Genomic DNA, 19,175 nt, shown 5'->3' on the forward strand with positions numbered 1-19,175 from the left:
CGCTTAAATATTACCTTGCCGAATGTGCGCCCCATCTGGGCACAATAGAACGTTTGCGGTCAGGGTAACGTTCGGACACAATCCGGACCCGTTCCATTGCGCGTTCTTCGAGGGCCTCAGCTTTGGCCAGCGCTGCACATAATGAGGCTTGACGGTGCTCAGCCAATTGACCTGTTCCATTAAAGGAAGGCAGAGATACTGCAAGTTCTTCCGTCATTAGGTCTGCCAATTCACTGTATATGTGATGAACTTCATCCAGTCCCGGGATCAGCTGATGTACTTCCTGCAAATAATCCCTGATCTCCCTTCGTGCGTATACGTAGGAATCCAGAATATATGCGGCACCCGAAGAATCAAAGTCTCCCAGCTTCAAGGCTTGAATCAGGTATGAATAGGCGAGCCGGCCTGAGGCGATTTCCTTATCCGGCCATGTTTTGTAAGGTGTCTCCCAGTCATAGAGTGCCAGACGGAGAGATTCGAGCACCGCATCCTTCAAGGGAACCTCTACCTGATTGCCGAACACCTGGCAGTACCAGAAGGAGGTGAAGTTGATGCCGAAATTGTCATACAACACCACTTGGCTCTCCCCGGACCAGCCGTCCTGCAGATAAAATACCTTATCCGCATCATCATAGCCGTGAATTACCCCGAACTCCGGAATCCAGTACAACGCTCCCACACCGGCATCTATGCTTTGTTTGATCCAAGCGATGGTATCCTGCTGATACACTTCGAACGAGCTGTGCCTTGTGCGTCCGCCGTCATAGGCCGTGTGAATCCCCAGATTATCAATGGCAGGTGCATGCTCATTTCCCCACTGCCCGTATGCCGTAACCGACATAGGCAGAAGCCTGCGGTGCACTGAGAATTTGAAGGCCAAGCCGCTAAGCCCGGAGAGCATATACTTTGGTCCTTCAAACCGCTGCGCGGCTGTCAGGATGGCATATAAGGCGTCTGTAAAAGACTTCGATTCACGTTTCATCTGAATATTATTAAGGTTCACTTGGATTCTCCTGTGGATTCAGCAAATCAAGCATCGCTTGGCATCTGCTGCTTATTTTGACTTGCAGCCATTGGGGGGCCAGTATTTGCAGCCATTCTGTAGTGAGCAGATGCTGCACGAATATCTCCGGATCGAAAAAATCCACTTCGTAAATGTCTTTATCTATAAGATGTACCTGAAATCCGAGCCATGATTCTCCTTTGGGTGGAGCAGCCAGGCGGATCTGTGCCGTAAAAGGCTTGAGCTTTCGGACCTGTTCCTGCCGCAGTCCGCCGTCGGCTTCTCCATTGAACCGCCGCTCAGTCAGCTTCAAAGAACGGATGGAGGATAGCCGGAAGTGCTGGGGCGGACTATGTTCTGCCGTCTTGGCAATGACATGGTCATCATCGTAGTGGTTAACAAGCTTCAACGGGCAGATTTCCTGTTCACCCTCCTGCCCATCATGAACAATTCTTACAACTATACATTCTTTGATGGCATGCTCCAGCAGCTCAATATACTGCAGTACATGTACATTTACCGTAAAAATCGGCAGCTGTGCCTCTGCACCCGGCTCCTGGTCATCGGTAAGCCGCTCCAGCAGGCTGCCAATCCGCCGTACTGCCGCTCCATTCTCGTAATTATAGCGGCTGTACCGGTAAGCCAAATATTTCAGAATCTGCTTTTCCTGATCGGTCATATAGAGATAAGGAAGCATGAAGCTGTCATCCTCATAGCAATACCCGCGCTGCTTCGCCACATATTGCAGCGGAGCCCGGAGAGAAGAGGCCATGTATTCGATATCCCGCTGAGCCTGGCGCTTGGAGATTTCGAACTGCCCGGCCAGATGATTGCTGTTGGGATAACGCCCCGCCTTAATCTGCTGGTCGAACCATTGAATACGGTGGATATGGCTCAAGTAAGACGCTCCCTTTCATGATTATGGGAATCAGAGCTTGGCCCTGTGTTTGTTTATTTCGAGTATAAGGAACCCGGCGGAATGAAACAAGGATGCCTGCACCTGTCTTATGCATATACGCATAAAAGAGAGAGGCACCCCCGACTAAGGATACGCTTAGCCTGTTATAGCATCAACTTTGACTTGCGGCGCTTTACTGCACCGCTTGCATACCTTAATTCCGGTTCCATCGCTCTTCACTTTTGGATAGAGTAGTTTAATGCGCGTAGTTTCACAGATCGGGCATGTCCCCCGGCCCCGTGACGGCAAGTTCCAAAGTACGCGGCCCCGTTTTGTTTTCGGCATAATCTTGAACCTCATTTCACAGTTTGAATGGTACCTTCGTAGTATAAAACAAAAGGTACGACATAAAATGTCGCACCTCTTATAAATCTCAATCCAAATAAATGAAATAAAATACATTATTTATGCTCTTTTTTATATAAATGAATTGATTTTCCCTATATACTTAGCAGAATCTACTGTAAAGGAGACTTTGCGATGAACAATATCATCACAATTCTGAGCGTTGCTGCAATAGCTGTCATTATGTTTTTGATGAATAAATATGTGAAGAACAAAAGCCGGATGCGCCTCGTGCTGGCCATTATGTTTGTGCTCTATATTTCTACGTTTATCATCATAGGAATGTTAAAGGATTCATGAAGCTGTCCTCTAAAACTGGAAACATATTAAGATGAGGAGTCCGTGCAGAGTGCGGGCTTTTTTTGTTGAAAGATAAGAATTGATATGCTTCACGCTATAAATTATCCTTCTATTTCTCGCTGAAACGGATACCGTCCTTTTGAGGACGGCGAAGCCGTTTCCACTTATCTGTTCATAAAGCAGAATCACTTTCCGATAAAGAAAACAGTTGTTGAATGTACAAAATACTACATTTTTTTTGTTTATTCGACATCAGTAGATAGATAGGGCGGTGGCTTTTATGAGGGGAAACAAAGTATGGGGGTTATTGAAGGTGTGGGGGGCCCTCCTGGTCCTAACAGGAATTGTAGGTTGCAGCAACTCCGGTGACGGAAACAAGGAAGAGGCGGCAGCTCAGGAGGTTACACTAAAGTTTGTGTGGTGGGGGAAAGAGCAACGCAAAGAGGACACGCAGAAGGTAGTTGATTTGTATATGAAGGAGCATCCGGGCGTCAAGATTGTAACGGAGGATTTCTCCGGTACAGATGCGCTGTCTTCTCGTCTGGCTATGGATACGGCGGATCAGAAGGCTGCTGATATTATTCAGGGGGATTATGGATTTATATTCAATTATATTAATCGGGATCTCATTGAACCGCTTGGCCCTTATATTAAGAATAAGAGTCTTTCCATATCGGATGTTCCCCCGGAGTACCTGGCTCCAGGCATGAAAAATGATGAATTATATGCGGTCAATATCGGCATTAATTCAGAAGCTCTGATCTATGATCCGGCATTCCTTCAGGAGGCAGGCATTAAGGCACCTTCCCAGGACTATACAATAGATGAGCTGTACAAGACACTTGTAGAACTAAAAGAAACTATAGATGATCCCGATTTCTATCCGATGGGGAATATGTTTGCTGTGAGTTATTTTCTGAGAACCCGAGGCGTATCCATGTACAATGCGGAGGGAACGGCTCTTGGATATGATGATGACAAAGATCTGGCGGATTATTTCACCCTCTATAAAAAATGGACAGAGGAAGGGTTGATAGGCTCATTTAAGGGAGTCAGCAATGATGAGAATCATCCGGTAATAACCGGGAAGACGGCCTTCTTCTCCGTTTCCAGCAATGCATCGACAATCTTGAGCAGCAAGGCAGGAAGAACCATCAAGCTGCTGCCGCTGCCGAAGGCCGGGGACAAAGAAGGGCGCTTTATCAAACCCTCCATGTTCCTCGCGGTGTCATCCTATTCTAAATATCCGGAAGAAGCAGCCAAGTTCATTGATTTCTTCATTAATAATGCGGCAGCCAATGACATTCTGAAGGGAGAACGGGGAGTTCCTGTTTCCACTGTGATTGCTGCACAGCTCAGCGGCAAGCTGGATGAAGGGGGAAAACAACAGTACGAGCTGCTTGACTATCTCAAGACTCATTCATCCCCAATCGATCCTCCTGCTCCAAGCAGCGCCTTGATTGCTGACAATGCCTATAAAATCATCCTGGAACGTGTGCTGGACGGCAGCATAACCCCGGAACAAGCAGCTAAGAGTTATCGGGCAGAAGCCACCTCAATTCTGGACACAACAGATAAGGGGGCAGCGAAATGAGCAGACTCAGAAACATGACGATTAAAAATAAATTATACGGCGGGTTCGGTCTGATTCTGATCCTCCTGCTGGTTGTAGCCTTCACCAGCTACTTTTACCTTTCCAAGGTCAATGATACCTACACACAACTTCTGACGAACAAATCCCAATCGGTTCAACTGATCAAGGATTTGCGAATTGCAGTGGAGCAGGAAAGGGCAAGCATCAGCAGTTTCCTGATTGATGGAGATGAGTCCAAAGTAGCTGACTTTGAGGGAGCGAAGAATCAGTTCCGCACTGCTCTTGGTCAGCTGAAATTGCTCACTACCGATCGTGATGACAAACAAATCCTCGCCGGACTCGATCTCCTGCAGGAGCATTACAGCGGTACTGCTATGCAAGTTATCGACAGTAAAAAGCGGAATAACAGCGATTATCTGGAGATTCTACAAACGCAGGGACCTGTTCTAAGTAAATTCAGCAGTACGGCAGAACGGTTTGTTAAGCTTCAGGAGGAGGAACTGGAGCTGGAAGCTAATACAACCTTCAGTGATGTATCGGCTACTAAGAAGCTGGTCATTGCATTGACAGGCGCAGCCTTGCTTCTGGGAGCTCTGGCCGCGGCTCTGATCAGCAGGGCGATCTCGAACCCGATCCAGAAGCTCCAGAAGATGGCGGTTCAAATTGCCGGAGGGGATCTGCGGAATACTCTGGTGGAGATCAAGAATAAGGACGAGATTGGGCAATTGGCTGAGGCCTTCAATAATATGGGCAACCACTTGCGTGATCTGATCCGGGAAGTGGGCACGAATGCGGAGCATGTTGCCGCCTCATCGGAAGAGCTGACAGCCAGCGCGGAACAAACGGGACAAGCTACGGAGCATGTTGCGTCCATTACGGAGAAATTAGCGGAAGGAGCGCAGACGCAGGTGAACAGCATCGAAGCCAGCGTTGCGCTTGTTCAGAAGATGGACGGAGAGGCCGCGCAAATTGCGGAGCGTTCCATTCATGTCAAGGAATCGGTGGATGTAGCATCCGACCTGGCCACCAAAGGGATTCAGGCGGTTGAATCAGCAATTCACCAAATATCGGCTGTATCAAAAAATGTAAGTGAGGTTTCAGGAGTGGTCAGCACTTTGGCCGAAAGCTCCAGAGAAATCGGCGAAATTATCGCGATTATTACGGATATAGCGAACCAGACGAACCTGCTGTCGCTAAATGCGGCGATCGAAGCAGCAAGAGCAGGAGAGCATGGACGGGGTTTTGCTGTAGTAGCCAGTGAGGTGCGCAAGCTTGCGGAGAAGACTGCAGAATCCGGGAAACGCGTCTCTGAGGTGATTCATTCGATTCAATCGGAGACAAGCCGGACCCTCGTAATAGTCAGTCAAGGGGAGAAGGAAGTGGAGGCCGGCATTCATGCCGTCCAGACCGCCGGGCAATCCTTTGCCGAAATCGAAGCCTCCATACAAGAAATCAATGAACAGATTGGAGGCGTCTCGGATGCTTCCCAAGGAATGTCGCATGAAACTCATGAACTGGTAGTTGCCTTTGAGCAGATCAACAGGATCACGTTGGCCTCCTCCGAGGGGACCTATGACGTATCCGCCTCGGCGCAAGAGCAGTTGGCCAGTGTGGAGGAAATTGCAACGGCTTCAAGAATGCTGTCCGAGCTCGCTCAAGAGCTTCAGGAAAGTATTTCGAAGTTTTCAGTCTAATCAATCTATTGTTAAGAGGGTAACGTTTCTTCCTGGTTTCATAGTTTTATCAAATTATGGCAGGATAAATACGCAATAGACCAACCAAAAAGCAAGGACTAAATGCCTTGTCGGGTGCGTTTTCCTCCGTGCTATAATGATCTAAAATCCTTTATTAGGAGCTGTTGTGTCGTGAAGGGTCAAAATGAAACGGAGATTGAACAATTACTGGATGCTTTGAGAATATCGTTGCCGCTTGTGCAGCGCTTGTTTCCGCTGGATGTCATGTTCGCATTAGCCGATTCGGACAAGTTCATCTATTATCTGCCGGGGAATGAGCTGGATATCCGCATTCAAGAGGGAATGCCGGTTCCGCAGAATGGCGGGATTCGAAGATCCCTGGACACCGGCGAGACGGTTAGTGCAAATATTCCGAAGGAAATCTACGGATTGCCCTTCAAATCTTCGTCTATGCCGATTCAGGGGCAAGACGGGAAGGTTATCGGTGTTTTTACCATTGGGATCAGCCTGCACAATCAAGAAACGTTAAGCGATGCGGCCAATACTCTGGCAACAACCTCTGAAGAGATAAGCTCCACCTCCGGGGAGATAGCCGGAACCGCTTCTGATTTGGCGAATACCGTAAGCGATCTTAAGCTGCTCGGCCAGAAGGTTGTCGAAGAGCTGCATAGTACGGATGAGATTTTGGATTTCATCAAAAAGGTGGCGGACAACTCCAATCTGCTGGGCCTGAACGCCGCAATCGAAGCTGCACATGCCGCCGAGCATGGCCGGGGATTTGGGATAGTAGCGCAGGAGATTCGAAAGATGTCGGTCTCCAGCGCCTCCTCTGCCAAAGAAATCGCCAGCATCCTGCAGGCGATCAAGAAGAACATTACCCTGATGGATGCAACCCTGCTGGATTGTCTGGCACAGAGCGAGCGCCAGGCTGCGGCAACGGAGCAAATCACCGCGTCCATGCAGCAGTTAGCCGCTTCTGCAGTGGAGATCGAAAAGATCGCCCGCCTGATCTAACCCGGCCATTGGCATTTCATACCAGTGAGCTGAGAAGAATTGAATAATATATATGTGTGAAGAGTCCACCGTGGACTCTTTTTTAATTGTGATGTGTGAAGAGATGCGCACTATGAAACTCTGTATGCTATGCTGGCAAACATGTTACAGTGGAGGAAAGAATATTTATAGAAGCGATGGTGGCTATGCAGATTCAGTTACAGGATGAAATGATTCAAATCCATGTACAGTACGCGAAGCGGAAGAAGATCTCCCTTCATATAGATGCAATTGGGTTGATTACGGTAAAAGCCCCCAAGGGGACAAGCGACGAAATGATTTTGGGTGCGGTGGAGCGGCACGGAGAATGGATTCTGGACAAGCTGCGCAAGGGCCGGGAGGCGCGGCAGGCACCCAAAGCGAAGGAATATCAGGAGGAAGGGAAGTTTCTTTTCCTTGGGAAGGAATACCCGCTGCATGAATTGATTAACGTCGGTGAATGGGATGCGGAGAAGCTGAAGCTGGAACTCAAGAAGTTCTATTTTGCCCGTCTGAAGAAGATTGTCGCGGAACGGATCACCGTTTATCAGAATCAGCTCCGCGTAAAACCGAAGACGATCGAAATCGTTGAATCCAGAACCAAGTGGGGGAGCTGCAGCGCGGACAAGAAACTGACGTTTAATTACCGCCTGGCGATGGCCCCCGTCGAGGTTATTGATTATGTGATTATCCATGAGCTATGCCATCTGCTGCATATGAATCATGACCGGTCTTTTTGGCGCCGCCTCGGGAGTGTCATGCCGGATTACAAAGAGAAGGAAGAGTTTCTGGCCCGGTTTGGGCAATTCATGACTCTCTAAACATAGCAGATCCCGGGGTTGCGGCTGACTTGCCCTAACTTCCGGTTCTAGGGGATAGACGTAGCTGGATGCTTCATGTGGGTCGGAAATGAAGAGTTGCCGCAGGTTCTCACAAATAAGCCGCCCGGGTAAGGAGTGCTTTCTGCTTCAATTCCTATGTAATCCGGAGTAAAATGAAAAACTATTTTTTCAGTTTCACTGCTGGCCAGCTTAGCCAAAACAGCTTGAATATCAATGGCTTTCATAAACACAATGTCGAAAATATTCAGCTCCTTGCCTTCCTGCTTGCAAATAGCTATTACGTCCTCGTTCTCCAGGTAATAGAGGTCGTCACTGAAGACGTTCAGGCAGTAGAACATCAGCAGCCCGAGCGTGCCTTCTGTACCAAAACGCCGGGAGACCCGGCAATCGCTGGGCTGCAAATGTGCGGATAAAGTTTAGATCATCCGGTTGAGTCCCGTCTAATTTCCGGATCCCCGCGGAGTTGGTGCTGCCTGAAGTATAGTCGATAGAGAAGAGCTGCTCCTGTGCCGGGATAAAGCCAAACCTCGGATAGAAATCGAGCACTGTCTTCCTGATACCACTGTTCGAAGCTTATTCCAAAGCTGCTGGCGGCAAGCCCGGACAGGCTCTTTCGGAGCACCTCATTTTCTCTATAATCTTTCTTGAAAATAAATCCCTGCATAACTTGTACCCCTTGCAATAAGCGTTGCCTAAAACAATTCTGCACGTCCGCAGCCAGTTCCTTTGTTGAATCGTCCATACGGCTAATTTGAACCTCTTGTCATGCTTGTCATGCCCGTCTGCATATTGCGGTGTTGTCCCTCATAGACATGTACTAATCAATGCATTCAAAACAGGTTAAGGGGATGATGTCATGCGCCGGATAACATGGGTACTCGCGATCATAATGAGCGTGGCCCTGGTGCTCGCGGGGTGCGGGAAGAAGGATGCCGCTTCCGTAGTCAAGGATTTGAACAATGTGTCTGACAAGCTGGAGAGCAAGCAGGGGGCCTACCAAGGTGCCGGCACGATGACCCTGTACACCGGCGAACAGCCGCAGGAGTACAAGGTGGAGGTGTGGTACAAAAATCCTTCCTACTACCGGATTAGCCTCTCCAATGTCCAGAAGGATGTAACGCAGATTGTTCTGCGCAATGATGAAGGGGTGTTCGTGCTGACACCGAGTCTCGGCAAGAGCTTCCGCTTCCAGAGCGATTGGCCGGATAGCCAAGGCCAGGTGTATTTGTACCAGACACTGGTCAACAGCATCGTCTCTGACAACAACCGCCAGTTTACGGAGGATGGGGACAACTACGTGTTTGAAGTGGCGGCAAATTACCAGAGCAGCGCACTGGTGCGCCAAAAAATATGGCTGACCAAAAAGACCTATGAACCGAAACAGGTGCAGGTCTCCGACTCCGAGGCCAAGGTTGTGGTCGATGTGAAGTTCGACAGCTTCAAGTTTGATCCGGAGCTCAATAAGGAATCTTTTGATATGCAAAAAAATATGGCGAACGGTACTCCTTCCGAAAGCACAGTAGCCGAGGTTGATGAGAACGGCAATCCGGTGGCTGCACCGGAGGACAAGGAACAGGCAGATCAGCCGGTTGCTGCGGAGCTTGGCGATTTCGGCATCATTGAACCGGAGTATATTCCTGCCGGTGTAGAATTTAAGGACAGCCACAAAATCGAGGACAGCAAGGATCATTCAGCGATCCTCCGTTATGACGGGATTTACCAGTATACGATTATGGAAGCCCGTCCGCTGGACCACACGGTATCGCTGGTTCCGGGAAAGGTAATCGATCTTGGCTTTACCGCAGGGCTTCTGAGCGGCGATGAACAACTGACTCTGACCTGGATGAACGACGGCGTGGAATTCCGCATTACCAGCGCGAACCTTCCAAAGTCCGAAATGATGCAAATTGCCGCTTCTATGGCGGAACAATCGGGTAAGTAATATTCAGTAGGCGGATACTGCGCATTGTGGGAGCCCATTCCTCTACAAGCTGTATCCGCTTTTTACTTATTTTTGCCGTTAACCGCCCCTTTGGAGGACCAATCAGCAAGATAGCTGTACTTACATTGACAGCCGCCTTCCATTAGCATTACCATTGGCAGTAAGACTTGTGGTTCCATACGACAATCACAGAGATGTTTTACTACAATGTAAGAAGGTGACCCTGAAGTGCAAGTAAGCTATCGACCTACAGTAGCCGAGATTAATCTGGATGATCTGCGTGCCAATTACGAAGCCTTTCGTGCGGCCTTGCTGCCGGAGACTAAGTTTATGGGATGCGTCAAAGGAAATGCGTACGGCCATGGAGCAGTGGAAGTGACGCGGGAGCTTGAACGACTCGGAGCGGATTATGTTAGTGTAGCCTTTTTGGATGAGGCATTGGAGCTGCGTCAGGCGGGAATACTAATTCCTATTCTGGTGCTCGGCTACACCTCGCCGGAAGGAATAGCCGTTGCCTGGGAGTACAATATAACCGTAACACTGTTCACACCGGATGTACTGGAGGCAATAAGAAGGCTTCCTATAGATCCGGAGCACCGGCTGAAGGTGCATATCAAGATCGACAGCGGGATGGGAAGGCTGGGATTGCTGCCGGCTGACGCGCCCGGTTTCATCGCTGAAGTGCATTCTGTAGCGCAGGCGGAGCTGGAGGGTATGTTTACCCATTTTGCCAAGGCAGACGAAGAAAACAAAAGCTATACACTGATGCAGTACCGGCGGTTCATGAGCGTGGCGGAAACGCTTCGGGACAGAGAGATTGAAATCCCGATCATACATACGGGCAATAGCGCTACGGCCATTGATACACCTCTTCTATCCAGTAACATGGTGCGTGTAGGCATAAGCTTGTACGGTTTTTATCCATCGGCAGAGGTAAGCCATACAAAGGTGGCTTTACACCCGGTAATGACGCTGAAGACGCAGGCGGTTTATGTCAAAACCCTGCCGCCCGATTGGGGCATCAGCTACGGCACCCGTTACTTCACAGACAGCGAAGAGATCATTGCTACGCTGCCTGTGGGGTACGCAGATGGATATTCCCGCATGCTGACAGGCAAAGCGGAGGTGCTAATACGTGGACGTCGCGTTCCTGTCGTCGGAACGATCTGCATGGACCAGTGTATGGTATCGCTCAAATCTTTCGCTGAAGAAGCGGAACAAATCAAAGCTGGCGAAGAGGTTGTACTCATCGGAAGCCAGGCTGGCGTGTCCATCACGGCAGACGAACTGGCACTCCATCTGGGAACGATTCACTACGAGGTAATCTGTATGCTGGCCCACCGGGTGCCCCGCGTATATGTGCGTGAAGGTGCTACTCCGAACCTGGTGAATCCCTTGCTGCAGGCTTGATGTTCTTACTGTGTAACTTTTACAGGAATCGATAAAGGGAGCTGAACCGTAAAGACCTATGTGACTTATGGTCTATACGAACCGCCATTTCTAGTTTATAATGGGATGCAGCATACTTGATATACTGGTTGCATATATTCCTTGTATAAAATTCCTTGTATATTGTAACACTGAAACACAAGGGCAGAAGGTTTGTGGGGGTGGAAGAGAAGGTGGCCAATTTGCAGAACACCAAAAGAATTATGATCAGCTTGCCCGATCATCTCTTACAGGAAGTGGATGGGATCGCTCAATTGGAGAACTCTAACCGGAGTGAATTGATTAGGCAGGCCATGAAGCTGTATTTAAGCGAACGGAGGAAACGCACCATTCGTGAGTCCATGCAGCGGGGCTATATGGAAATGGCCAAGATCAATTTGACGATGGCATGCGAGGCCTTTCTCGCTGAGGAAGATGCAGACAGTACTCTTGGCCGCTTAGTAAGCGGGGTGTAGATATTGATCGTTAAACGCGGCGACGTTTTTTTTGCCGACCTTTCGCCGGTTGTAGGTTCAGAACAAGGCGGAGTACGGCCGGTACTGATTATTCAGAACGATATTGGCAACCGTTTCAGCCCGACGGTGATTGTGGCAGCCATCACTGCCCAGATCCAGAAGGCCAAACTGCCGACGCACGTGGAAATTGATGCGGCAGCCCACGGCTTTGACCGGGATTCCGTTATTCTCCTCGAGCAGGTTCGGACAATTGACAAACAACGCTTGACCGATAAGATCACCCACCTTGACGATGATACAATGAAGAAAGTGGATGATTCGCTGCAAATCAGTCTGGGCCTGATCGATTTCTAAATCAGGCAGGGCTACATAGTATAGAATGTGTAATGGAGGCACGTCCGGTGTATAATCCGGCGTGCCTTTTTAATTGTATGGAAACTGTATACGAACCTGTGGCTTAAATGTCTTCACTTTAAGCAATAGCTATGCTACAATTGGACCGGACGGTCTGGTTAAGGAGGTGGTCGGAATTAAAGGACGTTCTGACGGAGAAGAAACGAAAAAGCGGATAGTGCTAAAGGCAACACAGTTATTTGTTCAGAAAGGTTTTGCAGCGGTGACCATGAACGAAGTCTGTACGGCGGCCAAGGTGAGCAAAGGGAGTTTATATCACCATTTTCCGAGTAAAGATGAACTGTTTCTATATGTAGTAGAAGACGATACCGAGCAGTGGCTCAGCGATTGGGAGCAGAAACAGAGCAGCATCAGCGGCATCGAGGAACGTTTCTATGCATTAGGCGAGCATTATGCGAATGATTTTCAGAATCCGCTGATCCGCGCGCTTGAGGAATACGCCAGATCCCGGCCTCATTCAGAAGAGGTTCAACAGCGTCTCTCACGGCTCTACGAATCGGCGTCACAAGCCTGCCGCAATCTGCTGCAGGAGGGTATGGACACGGGGTACCTGGTCAAGGGCAACCTGGATAATTACGTGATTATTGTAAGCGGCTTGCTGGAGGGAATCAGCAGAGTCAGCGAGATTACAGTTCTGGCCAACGCGCCGGAGGATATCATGGAGTATTACCGGGATGCCATACGGCTGCTGCTGCAGGGGATACGTACCGGATAGGCATTGAGAATAAGCGTGCTGAGGAAGGCGTTTTTTATTTACCCTTAATTAGACCGGATGGTCGGTCTTATGTGTCTTATTTAAGATTTTTCATTTCTGGAATAAAAGGTATGGCAACTGACGGATAAGCGGATATTTAACTATAAGATAAACAGAAAGATGAATTACCCCTACTTGAAGATTTGGTTGCGGGAATACGGAGGTTATTGCAATGTCATTACTGCTAAGAAACCGGGGCGCTATGCTGCTCCTTATGCTGAATATTTTTCTGGCGTTTACAGGCATCGGACTGGTTGTTCCGATAATGCCTACTTATATGAATGAGCTGCATATCGGAGGCAGTGTTGTCGGGCTGCTGGTGGCAGCCTTCTCTGTAACCCAGTTGATTGTGTCACCGTTTGCGGGCAGACTATCGGACCGGATGGGCCGGAAAAAAATTATCGTCGCCGGACTGATTGTTTTTTCACTCTCGGAGCTGCTGTTTGGGTTGGCAAATGCGCCTTGGCTGCTGTTTGTATCCCGAATGCTAGGAGGTGTCGGAGCAGCGCTGATTATGCCTGCAGTTATGGCTTACGTGGCGGATACGACCTCTACAGAGGAACGGGCCAAAGGAATGGGGCTGATCAATGCGGCCATCACCACCGGTTTTATTATCGGACCGGGAATTGGCGGGTATCTGGCGGAGTTTGGTATCCGTGTGCCGTTCTTCGCGGCGGCGGCGGCGGCGGCTTTGGTGGCTGTGATAAGTACATTTGTATTGCCGGAATCGCGCACCGCAGCCCAGCGTGAAGCGTTGAAGACAGCACAGAACGATAAAGAGAGCCTTGTATCTCAACTGGTGCGTTCCTACCGTGAACCCTATTTCTTCGGGTTGGTTATTGTATTTGTACTCTCCTTCGGATTGGCGAATTATGAAACGGTATTCGGGTTGTTTGTGGATCATAAATTTGGATTCACCCCTAAGGACATTGCCTTTGTTTTAACCTTTGGCTCCATTTCGGGGGCTGTGATTCAAGTTACGGCGTTCAGCTGGATATTGAATCGTTTTGGTGAAAATAAGGTCATTTCGTTCTCTTTGCTTATCGCGGGCCTGTTCATCTTCCTCACATTGTTTGTACACGGCTACTGGGCCATCGTTGCAGTGACGTTTATTGTGTTTCTTTCAATGGATATCCTGCGCCCCGCTGTCGGAACACAGCTCTCCAAATTGGCGGTGGAATCACAGCAGGGCTTCGTGATGGGCATGAATTCTGCCTATACCAGTCTTGGCAATATTGCCGGTCCGATTGTGGCCGGAGTCCTGTTTGACCTGGATATCAACTTCCCGTATGCCGTGGCTGCACTAGTGCTTGTACTGTGCTTTGGGCTATCGCTAGCATCCGCTAAGCGGATGAACCGGCGGGGCCTGCAAATGAAATGATCTGTGGTTCCTACAGGCATGACAATATACTTCGCAGCAAGCCAGCTTTTTCCGGGTCAATGAATCCCTAAACTTTGGTAGATAGCCAATTTGTGATACTATTTCAGGTAGGGATTATAAGAACGCAGAACGTGTGCGGAAAGAGGGATTCAATTGGCTGCAGAAAATACGAATGCCGGTACTGTGCCGGATGAAGCTGCTGCGCGGCAGGAGCAGGAACTGATTACCGCGGCGATTGCCAAGGAGCTGGGCATTAGCCTGAAACAGGTGCGTACGACGGTAGGCCTTCTGGATGAGGGGAATACGATTCCGTTTATTGCGAGATACCGTAAGGAAATGACCGGTGAGCTGGACGAGAACGCTCTGCGTGATATTGAGGAAAGGCTGGCCTATCTGCGCAATCTGGGTGACCGCAAGAAAGATGTCATCCGCAGCATCGAGGAGCAGGGCAAGCTGACAAAGGAGCTGCATGAGCAGATCCTGAAGGCAGTCAAGCTGCAGGAAGTGGAGGATCTGTATCGTCCCTTCCGGCAGAAGCGCAAGACGCGGGCAAGTGTGGCCAAGGAGAAGGGGCTGGAGCCGCTGGCGAACTGGGTTATGGAACAGCGCCGGCAGGGGCTTCCGCTGGAAGAGGCCGCTAAATATATTGATGCGGACAAAGGCGTGGAGAGTGCTGAGCTGGCGCTGCAGGGCGCGATGGATATTATCGCTGAGAACATTGCCGATGATCCGGTCATCCGTTCCTGGATACGCCAGTACACCGCAAGTCAAGGGGTGCTGGTCTCCGAAGCCAAGGATGCTGAGCAGGAGAGCGTATACGAGAACTATTACAGTTACCGTGAACCGGTACATAAAATGCCGCCACACCGGATTCTCGCCATCAACCGCGGAGAACGGGAGAACGTGCTAAAGGTAGGCATTGAGGTGACTACTGACAAGATTCATGCCTTTATCTCGCGGAAGCTGATCAAGGGGCCGTCTCCGGTCAAGGAATTGCTGGAGACCGTGACGGAGGATTCCTACAAGCGGCTGATCGCTCCGTCTGTTGAGCGTGAGGTGCGCGGAGAGATGACGGAGAAAGGAGAGAATCAGGCGATTTCGATCTTCTCCGGGAATCTGCGCAGCCTGCTGTTGCAGCCGCCGGTCAAAGGCCGGAACGTGCTTGGCGTTGACCCGGCCTACCGTACCGGGTGCAAGCTGGCCGTTGTGGACGATACCGGCAAGCTGCTTGAGGTAGCGGTCACTTATCCGACGCCGCCGAACAACAAAAAGAAGGAGGCGGCGGCGAAGTTCAAGGAGCTGATTGCCAAATACGGCATTCAGCTGATCGTAATCGGCAACGGCACCGGCTCGCGGGAGACGGAGCAGTTCACCGCCGAGGTCATCGCAGAGATCGGCAATCCTGAGCTGGCGTACCTGATCGTTAATGAAGCGGGAGCCAGTGTCTATTCCGCCTCCAAGCTTGCGCAGGAGGAGTTCCCGGATCTGGATGTGGCCGAGCGCAGCGCCGCATCCATTGCCCGCCGCGTGCAGGACCCGCTGGCGGAGCTGGTGAAGATCGATCCGAAGGCGATCGGAGTCGGGCAGTACCAGCATGACGTCTCCCAGAAGCATCTGGAGGAGAGCCTGAAGGGCGTTGTGGAATCCGCGGTTAACCACGTCGGTGTCGATGTGAATACAGCATCCGCATCCCTGCTGTCCTATGTTGCGGGCGTGAATGCCACAATCGCCAAGAATATTGTGAAGTTCCGCGAGGAGAACGGCAAGTTCGTGACCCGCAAGGCGCTGCAGAAGGTGCCGCGCCTTGGTGCCAAATCCTACGAGCAGTGCATCGGCTTCCTGCGGATTCCCGGCGGGGACAATACGCTGGACCGCACGCCGATCCATCCGGAGTCCTATCCTGTGGTGGACCGCCTGTTCCGTGAGCTGGGGCTGGAGGTAGCCCGGCTCGGCAGCAAGGAGGTCGCTGAGGAGCTGCAGGCGCAGAATGCCGAAGAGCTGGCTGCGAAGCTGGATGTCGGCGTGCCTACACTGCGCGACATCCTCGAAAGTCTGCAGCGCCCGGGCCGCGATCCGCGCGAGGAGCTGCCGCTGCCGATCTTCCGCACCGATGTGCTGAAGATCGAGGATCTGGTTCCCGGCATGGAGATGCAGGGAACCGTCCGCAACGTAATCGATTTCGGCGCCTTCGTCGATATCGGAATTAAGAACGACGGGCTGGTGCATATCTCCCAGCTTAGCGGCAGCTTCGTGAAGCATCCGATGGACGTCGTCTCTGTAGGAGACAATGTCACCGTGTGGGTCATGGGCGTTGACCTCAAGAAAGGCCGGGTCAGCCTGACCATGCGTCCGCCGCGCAGCGAAGCAGGCAGCGCCAAGTAAATCTAACAGCAAGCCCTCTGCAGATTGCGGGACTGACCCCGTAACGCCGGCAGGGGGCTTTTTTTTCATCACCAATGGCTGACTGTTGGCTTGCACCCCGAACTAGCTGCTTGCAAAGTAAGTATTGTGCTGCCGTATAACATTATTTATAGTAAGGATATATTACTAAGGGGGAATAGTGGGAGAATGAAAAAGGCGATGATATTGTTGTTGCTATTGGTGGTTGTATTACCATCACAGGCGTTTGCCGCTACATATTCTAATGCGTACGTAGACAAGTATTATTTTGAATCCTACAAAGACAGGGTGAAAGAGGTTAAGGATGCGCAGAAGAACTTAAGTAAAGTCTTGGGCACCGAGATTACAGCCTTAGCGCAGAAATCCAAGGTATCTGCAGCTAACTATAGCAATGCGGTCAAAAACAAGCTGAGCAAGGAGGCTGTCGCCAAGGCTAGAAATGAAATGACACAGGATAAAAAAACGCTCGCGGCAGCAAAAGCCAAGTTGTCAAAAACCGTAAAGAGCGCCAAAAAGGAAAGCGATGCATCCCTTAAAGAGATCGCAAATCATAAAGCATCTCTGGTCAAGATGATCAAGACTCATTTGGAAGGCAAAGACCAACAAAGCGATGTAGCTTTTAATAAGACGCTATCCTCGGAGCTTTCCCAAATAGACTCCAGTTTTAATGCGGCACTGGAATATTTGCAGAACATTGAGCTTGATTAATCCGCGAAGCGGGCAGCGTCAAGTAAGTTTAATCAATAACAGGAGAGGTCCGGTTTACTCCCGCTCTCAACTAACTGTTCTCATAACCATGAAAGCGGCTGTGTGCGCCCATATTTACTGGACGCGGCAGCCGCTTTTGCTTTTATATTCAATGAATCTGGGCGTTAACAACGTTACTGAACATGTATTTCCGATTTGATATCATTTTGACTTAAAAATTTCATTAAATCATTACTCAGCTGCATCATCTCATTGTTAGCATTATTCGCATAATCCGGCAACATCATATCCCTAACCATTTTAGTTCGTAGCCATGTCATAAAGAAAAGATCTAAAAATAAGTTTGGAAATTTAAGCACCATTTTAAGCATTGGAGGATCAATTGAAACGCCAGCTTTTTGTATTGCCCTTAGATACGCTTTTAAAGTGACTGTTATTTTGCGTGCCGCCTTTCTGGTTCTGGCTGTTTTTTTGTCAATTATCTTATTCTCAGAATGCAAAACGCTCAACATGGCAATGTCTGATACGGAATGTGTGATTAGATACGCTTGCATATCCTTTTTAATAACGTAGGGAAGCTTTGCTGTTTTAAATAATTTTGCGAGGTTTTCTATGCGTTCTGTCACTACACCATTAATTTCTCCAAATGCAGTTGCCACTATAATCTTTGGTAGAAATCGAGCATGCAATACTCCATCTTTAATCTGTCCGCCGAAGCCGGGAAAAGCTGGTAAAAGTCTATCCCCTACGATATCCAGCCACGAAGAAAATCCAATTGAATTACTCGTCATCGTGACTATATTTTTGCTTTGATTATCTTTTAGCGCTAACAACGCTGATTCGGACCGATCATAACGAACGGTAACGAAAATAAAATCGTATACATCGTCATTTTCGAGCGTATCAATGACATTTACTTGTATCGATCTAACTGTACCTTTTTCTTTATATTGCAGGCCATTTTCTCTTAACGATTTAAATCTATTAGAATGTGCAAACAGGCTAACGTCAAACCCTGCTTCAATAAGCTTAATTGCGTACATGCTCCCGATAACACCTGCACCAAAAATTAGAATTCTATCTTGTTTTGCTGACATGAATACCACCCCTACTTATTAACATTTCCTATTAATTATCAGACAACATGTTGTATGATGTGATTATAAATCTTCATTATTCCTTGATCAACCGTCAGTTTTTTATTATTTGTCGGATGATATTCTTATTCGCTAGTAGGAGGGAAACATGAAAAAGCAACCCCAAATAACGGAGAAAACAAGACAAAAGTTTGTAGAAGTTTTTTGTGAGTTATATAGCCAAAAGCCGATTGAGAAAATTTCGGTTCAGGAAATTGCGAATAAGTCAGGATATAACCGCAGCACCTTTTATCAATACTTTACTGACATTTACGAATTGTTAGACTCTGTTGAAAATGACTTATTGAATGACATTAAAAAAGAAATGGCGAATAAAGAGCTATCGATGCATACGGTTCAAGATACGCTCTATTGTCTGGACAAAAGAGAACATCTCCTGGTTCTTAATGCCCTTTTGGGCGATTATGGAAGTGCCCGTTTTTTAAAACGCTTAAAAAAAGAAATCACTTTAGATCAATTAGAATTAAACGTTCCGCAAAACCATTCCTTAACGCCATACTTCATTGAGTTTTACCTGACAACTTCCCTTTCTTTATTTCGTCTTTGGCTCCAGCGTCAAAAGGATTTATCGTCAGAAGAATTTTTCAAGATAGTGGAGAACCTATATTCAAGAGGGATTACGCCCTATTTTAAAGAATGAGTCTGTCATTCAAACCAAATCCATATGTTGTATAACAAAGCGCGCATAAGCTTGTTTACACAATATACTCCATAAAGATGACCTAACCTACTCTTAAGGGTTTGCAT

20 protein-coding genes are annotated in these 19,175 nt (G+C 48.8%); 15 read left to right on the forward strand and 5 right to left on the reverse strand.

The window, feature by feature from the left end:
* Positions 1-10 precede the first annotated feature (10 nt).
* The 3 genes from MHI45_RS25060 to MHI45_RS25070 all read right to left on the reverse strand — a co-directional run bounded on the left by MHI45_RS25060 (position 11) and on the right by MHI45_RS25070 (position 2,246).
* Positions 11-1,003, reverse strand: a complete 993-nt coding sequence (locus tag MHI45_RS25060; RefSeq protein WP_256718128.1) for a hypothetical protein — start codon at positions 1,001-1,003, stop codon at positions 11-13.
* Positions 993-1,901 carry a helix-turn-helix transcriptional regulator gene (locus MHI45_RS25065; RefSeq protein WP_076111253.1) on the reverse strand — a complete coding sequence of 303 codons (909 nt, stop codon included), beginning with the start codon at positions 1,899-1,901 and terminating at the stop codon, positions 993-995. The genes MHI45_RS25060 and MHI45_RS25065 overlap by 11 nt, the downstream gene beginning before the upstream one ends.
* A gap of 156 nt (positions 1,902-2,057) precedes the next feature.
* Positions 2,058-2,246 (reverse strand): hypothetical protein, encoded by a 189-nt coding sequence (locus MHI45_RS25070; protein WP_076111252.1) that lies wholly within the window; start codon positions 2,244-2,246, stop codon positions 2,058-2,060.
* A 195-nt stretch (positions 2,247-2,441) separates the two neighbouring features.
* Between MHI45_RS25070 and MHI45_RS25075 the strand changes: the two genes are divergently transcribed.
* From MHI45_RS25075 to MHI45_RS25100, 6 genes are all read left to right on the forward strand, one after another.
* Positions 2,442-2,606: a hypothetical protein gene (locus MHI45_RS25075; protein ID WP_179091764.1), complete on the forward strand. Its 165-nt coding sequence runs from the start codon at positions 2,442-2,444 to the stop codon at positions 2,604-2,606.
* A gap of 280 nt (positions 2,607-2,886) precedes the next feature.
* A complete protein-coding gene (locus MHI45_RS25080) occupies positions 2,887-4,200 on the forward strand; it encodes an ABC transporter substrate-binding protein (RefSeq protein ID WP_076111251.1) in 1,314 nt (437 codons plus the stop codon).
* On the forward strand, positions 4,197-5,894 hold the full coding sequence (locus MHI45_RS25085) for a methyl-accepting chemotaxis protein (RefSeq protein WP_076111250.1): 1,698 nt from the start codon (positions 4,197-4,199) through the stop codon (positions 5,892-5,894). The genes MHI45_RS25080 and MHI45_RS25085 overlap by 4 nt, the downstream gene beginning before the upstream one ends.
* Before the next feature lie 171 nt (positions 5,895-6,065).
* Entirely contained in the window at positions 6,066-6,908 is an 843-nt protein-coding gene (locus tag MHI45_RS25090; protein WP_076111249.1) for a methyl-accepting chemotaxis protein, read from the forward strand.
* Positions 6,909-7,093: 185 nt separating this feature from the next.
* The gene (locus tag MHI45_RS25095) at positions 7,094-7,747 is read left to right on the forward strand and encodes a M48 family metallopeptidase (protein WP_076111277.1); all 654 of its coding nucleotides are present in this window, start codon (positions 7,094-7,096) and stop codon (positions 7,745-7,747) included.
* A 173-nt stretch (positions 7,748-7,920) separates the two neighbouring features.
* Positions 7,921-8,181: a hypothetical protein gene (locus MHI45_RS25100; RefSeq protein WP_256718127.1), complete on the forward strand. Its 261-nt coding sequence runs from the start codon at positions 7,921-7,923 to the stop codon at positions 8,179-8,181.
* Between the two features lie 8 nt (positions 8,182-8,189).
* Here MHI45_RS25100 and MHI45_RS25105 read toward each other — a convergent pair whose 3' ends face one another.
* A complete protein-coding gene (locus tag MHI45_RS25105; RefSeq protein ID WP_076111247.1) occupies positions 8,190-8,510 on the reverse strand; it encodes a hypothetical protein in 321 nt (106 codons plus the stop codon).
* Between the two features lie 114 nt (positions 8,511-8,624).
* On the opposite strand from MHI45_RS25105, the gene MHI45_RS25110 reads away from it, so the two are divergent.
* From MHI45_RS25110 to MHI45_RS25145, 8 genes are all read left to right on the forward strand, one after another.
* The gene (locus MHI45_RS25110) at positions 8,625-9,710 is read left to right on the forward strand and encodes an outer membrane lipoprotein-sorting protein (protein WP_076111246.1); all 1,086 of its coding nucleotides are present in this window, start codon (positions 8,625-8,627) and stop codon (positions 9,708-9,710) included.
* 228 nt (positions 9,711-9,938) lie between these two features.
* Positions 9,939-11,120, forward strand: a complete 1,182-nt coding sequence (alr, locus tag MHI45_RS25115) for an alanine racemase (protein WP_076111245.1) — start codon at positions 9,939-9,941, stop codon at positions 11,118-11,120.
* Positions 11,121-11,332: 212 nt separating this feature from the next.
* A complete protein-coding gene (locus MHI45_RS25120) occupies positions 11,333-11,614 on the forward strand; it encodes a CopG family ribbon-helix-helix protein (protein WP_076111276.1) in 282 nt (93 codons plus the stop codon).
* 3 nt (positions 11,615-11,617) lie between these two features.
* Positions 11,618-11,968 carry a type II toxin-antitoxin system PemK/MazF family toxin gene (locus MHI45_RS25125; RefSeq protein ID WP_038586937.1) on the forward strand — a complete coding sequence of 117 codons (351 nt, stop codon included), beginning with the start codon at positions 11,618-11,620 and terminating at the stop codon, positions 11,966-11,968.
* A gap of 166 nt (positions 11,969-12,134) precedes the next feature.
* The gene (locus MHI45_RS25130) at positions 12,135-12,743 is read left to right on the forward strand and encodes a TetR/AcrR family transcriptional regulator (RefSeq protein WP_179091763.1); all 609 of its coding nucleotides are present in this window, start codon (positions 12,135-12,137) and stop codon (positions 12,741-12,743) included.
* A gap of 211 nt (positions 12,744-12,954) precedes the next feature.
* Positions 12,955-14,163, forward strand: coding sequence for an MFS transporter (locus MHI45_RS25135; RefSeq protein WP_076111243.1), 1,209 nt, complete (start codon positions 12,955-12,957; stop codon positions 14,161-14,163).
* Positions 14,164-14,346: 183 nt separating this feature from the next.
* On the forward strand, positions 14,347-16,545 hold the full coding sequence (locus MHI45_RS25140) for a Tex family protein (RefSeq protein ID WP_179091766.1): 2,199 nt from the start codon (positions 14,347-14,349) through the stop codon (positions 16,543-16,545).
* 186 nt (positions 16,546-16,731) lie between these two features.
* Positions 16,732-17,271 (forward strand): hypothetical protein, encoded by a 540-nt coding sequence (locus tag MHI45_RS25145; protein WP_076111242.1) that lies wholly within the window; start codon positions 16,732-16,734, stop codon positions 17,269-17,271.
* A 173-nt stretch (positions 17,272-17,444) separates the two neighbouring features.
* On the opposite strand, the gene MHI45_RS25150 is transcribed toward MHI45_RS25145, so the two are convergent.
* Positions 17,445-18,368: a ketopantoate reductase family protein gene (locus MHI45_RS25150; protein ID WP_076111241.1), complete on the reverse strand. Its 924-nt coding sequence runs from the start codon at positions 18,366-18,368 to the stop codon at positions 17,445-17,447.
* Positions 18,369-18,516: 148 nt separating this feature from the next.
* Here MHI45_RS25150 and MHI45_RS25155 point away from each other — a divergent pair, with 148 nt between their 5' ends.
* On the forward strand, positions 18,517-19,068 hold the full coding sequence (locus MHI45_RS25155; protein ID WP_076111240.1) for a TetR/AcrR family transcriptional regulator: 552 nt from the start codon (positions 18,517-18,519) through the stop codon (positions 19,066-19,068).
* Positions 19,069-19,175: the final 107 nt, after the last annotated feature.

Origin of the sequence: Paenibacillus sp. FSL H3-0321 (assembly GCF_038002865.1) — a bacterium.
In the GTDB taxonomy this organism is placed as follows: Bacteria; Bacillota; Bacilli; order Paenibacillales; family Paenibacillaceae; genus Paenibacillus_AQ.